This is a genomic window from Fulvivirga lutimaris (genome assembly GCF_009711525.1).
Classification (GTDB): domain Bacteria; phylum Bacteroidota; class Bacteroidia; order Cytophagales; family Cyclobacteriaceae; genus Fulvivirga; species Fulvivirga lutimaris.
Map to the genome: position 1 here is coordinate 1 of NZ_SMLV01000151.1, position 3,157 is coordinate 3,157.

Annotated in this window: 3 protein-coding genes; all 3 read left to right on the plus strand. The window is 38.6% G+C overall.

The window, feature by feature from the left end; translation table 11 throughout:
* The first annotated feature begins 263 nt into the window (after positions 1–263).
* The 3 genes from E1140_RS00960 to E1140_RS00970 all read left to right on the plus strand — a co-directional run bounded on the left by E1140_RS00960 (position 264) and on the right by E1140_RS00970 (position 3,132).
* Positions 264–1,250, plus strand: a complete 987-nt coding sequence (locus tag E1140_RS00960) for an AraC family transcriptional regulator (RefSeq protein ID WP_155178094.1) — start codon at positions 264–266, stop codon at positions 1,248–1,250.
* A gap of 104 nt (positions 1,251–1,354) precedes the next feature.
* The gene (locus E1140_RS00965; protein ID WP_155178096.1) at positions 1,355–2,059 is read left to right on the plus strand and encodes a DUF4386 domain-containing protein; all 705 of its coding nucleotides are present in this window, start codon (positions 1,355–1,357) and stop codon (positions 2,057–2,059) included.
* Positions 2,056–3,132: an alpha/beta hydrolase family protein gene (locus E1140_RS00970; RefSeq protein ID WP_155178098.1), complete on the plus strand. Its 1,077-nt coding sequence runs from the start codon at positions 2,056–2,058 to the stop codon at positions 3,130–3,132. Before E1140_RS00965 ends, E1140_RS00970 begins: the two co-directional genes overlap by 4 nt.
* Positions 3,133–3,157: the final 25 nt, after the last annotated feature.

Genomic DNA, 3,157 nt, shown 5'->3' on the forward strand with positions numbered 1-3,157 from the left:
TTTTACATTTTTAGCAGGAGGGAAGGTAGCGGGAATGGCGAATGTACGGGTTACTAGTCAATGATATCAATTCTTATGTATCAAAAAGTAATTTGATTATTCTATTGATTACAATTAGCATAGCAGGGAGGATGAATAGCACTAGTTACTTAGTTGATCAACTTTACACATAAAATGAGACTTTAGCCTGTGGGTACCGCATCTTGGCTTAGCAATATCATCTTTTTTGAGTAATATTATATCAGGCTCTAATTTCGATTCTATTGTATTTTGTAAGCTCAAGTATTTATCAAAAGGCAAAAACTCTGGCATTGTCAGAAGGGCTTGATGCCTTGCATTTCGAGTCTCACCAAAACTCAAAAGAATTACAGCAAGGACTAAAATATATACCTATAGCACTGCTATTTGATGTTTATGAATGGTCAGCAGAAAAATTGGAACCCGGTTTTTGTGTTCGGCAAGGTAGACAGCTCAATACTGACGACTATGGCACCCTAGGGCTTTCGTGGAAAACATGTTGGCTAGCCAAGGAAGTGCTTGACCGTGTAGAGCGCTTTATGATGCTAGTGACCGATCATGGCAGTGTGCGGCAAGAGGAATTAGATGGGTACACCAGCCTTATTATGCAGCGCAATACTGCCAGACTAGGTATTGAAATAGCTAACGAGGTGTCTTTTGTAATGCTTAATGGCATCCTTAATGAAGTGACAGGAAAACCTATACAACCAAGCCGCGTTACCTTCAGGCATCATTCAAAATCTGAGCAACAATTATCTGATTACTTTGGATGCCCCATTGATTTCAGTAGCCCAGTTAATTCTATTCAATTCAAAACATCGGACATAACTATACGAACAATTAAGGCAGATAGGAGCATTCATCAGTTTTTGGTAGAGCGCATGGACGAAGAAATGAAAGGAATCCACTCTAATGCTGATATGCTGATTAAAGAAGTTCACAACCTTATCAAGGAATCACTACCTAGCGGTATTCCCAGTGTTATTCAGGTGGCGGACTACCTTGGAATGAGTGTCCGAACACTAAAGCGAAGGCTTTCTGAAAAGAGACTGACCTTCCGTGAGTATGTTCAGAGTATTCAACAAGAAGAGGCTACCATGCTTATTAAAAACTCTTCTCAATCAATGGCTGAAATAGCCTTCCAAACCGGTTTTTCAGAGCAAAGTGCTTTTAACAGGGCATTTAAAAGATGGACCGGAGTATCACCAAGCAGCTACAGAACAAACGGTTAAAACTTCGCCACTGGCCTAAAGTGTAATGGTATTGGCACATAGTGTCAAGCATTCTTTGTCTGTTGACCTCACCTTTACAACAGTTAAGAACAAAAACTATTACCATGAAAACACAATCATCAAAAGTCAGATTTATAGGTTTGTTGTACCTGTTAGTTATTATTTGCGCAGGATTTAGTCAAGGTTATGTAAGAGCCAATATTGTTGTGCCCGATGATGCTGCATTAACAGCATCAAACATATTAGAAAACATCATGCTCTTTAGAGTGGGCTTAGCGGCTGACCTCTTTGCTTTCATTTTAGACGCTATTATTTCTGTGATGCTTTACCAGCTTTTAAAACCGTATGGTAAAATGCTAGCCATGGTGTCTTCATCCTTAAGGCTATTGGCACATCCTGCTATCGGAGCACTGAATTTGCTTAACCATTTTATGGCTTACCATGTACTCAGCCAGGCTGGATACTTATCGGCATTTGAGCCAGAACAACTCGAAAGCCTGAGCTTACTTTTTATGGATGCTCATCGATATGGATACCTTATTGCGGGAGGTTTCTTTGGATTCCACTGCTTCATCCTCGGATACCTGTTGATTAAATCAGACCTAATTCCTTCATTCTTTGGATGGATGATGATTGTGGCTGCAATAGGCTATTTAATGGAAACCTTTGGTGACTTTCTTTATCCCGGCAATGAAGTTTGGCTCGCCTGGGTTGTAGGTTTATCGGCAGCACTAGGAGAGGTTGAACTAACACTATACATGTTGATAAAAGGAACAAAAAATTCAACTACTCAAAACTCAGAAATATGAAAAATGTAAGCAGAGCTTTATTATTGGTTGTTTCCTACTTGATTATAAGTAGTACGGTGATTGCACAGAAAACCAATACTAAATGGCAGGAAACAGACTTAATAATTAAGCGAGACAGTATTAAAATTGGAGGAACACTTGTGATACCAGAAAATCTTAAGAAAAACACGCTGGTAATTATGAATTCAGGGAGTGGACCTCAAGATAGAGATGAGACGCTCTTTGGATTTAAAATTTTCAAGATAATTGCTGAACATCTGGCCTCAAAAGGCATTGCGACCTTTCGCTACGATGATAGAGGAGAAGGAGAAAGTAATGGTGATTTTGTTAACAGCACAATTGATGACCTTACAGATGATCTCAGTGCTATTATAAATTATTTTAATACTTACAAAAAACATCCATTTAATGAATTTACGCTATTTGGACATAGCCAGGGAGGTATAATAACGTCAAAAGTAGCGGCTAATAATTCATCTGTAAAACAACTCATACTAATGGCCGCGCCATCTGTTCCCCTGGTAGAAGTAGTACTTGCTCAGGTCAGGAATAGCTATGCAAACACAAACCTCAATGCTGCAATTATTGAACGAGAAGTTTCAGCACATGCTAATTTAATGAGAGCTATTCATAACTGTGTGGGCGTAAATAATGCAGTAGAAGAGTTCAAAAACAGCTATCGGTTGGTACTGTCAAATTTGCCTTCTTCTAACAATGCAGAATTAGAAACCAATGTAATGGCAACTGCTAAAGAATTAGAGGTGGTTTATGGTTTACCATCCTTGTCTTCATTTCTTTATTACGATCCGGCAAACGATCTGAAAAGGCTCAATATACCTGTATTGGGTTTGTTTGGTGGAAATGATTCCCAAGTAAGCATTCAACAAAATAAAGACAGGATGGAAGGTGCTCTTTTAGCCTCTGGAACTCAATATAAGTTTACTGTTTTCAGTAAAGCGAATCATTTTTTCCAACCTTCAGAAACTGGATTAAGCATCGGAGATGACGAACTTACAAAGGCCTTTGTTGTTGGATTTTTAGATGAAATATCAACCTGGATAATCAATAACTAAAGCAAAAAAAGCTTTCACTTAATCC

Bases quoted from the DNA above. Each gene is read 5' to 3' on its own strand.
- E1140_RS00965 (WP_155178096.1), top strand. From the start codon at position 1,355: ATGAAAACACAATCATCAAAAGTCAGATTTATAGGTTTGTTGTACCTG.
- E1140_RS00970 (WP_155178098.1), top strand. From the start codon at position 2,056: ATGAAAAATGTAAGCAGAGCTTTATTATTGGTTGTTTCCTACTTGATT.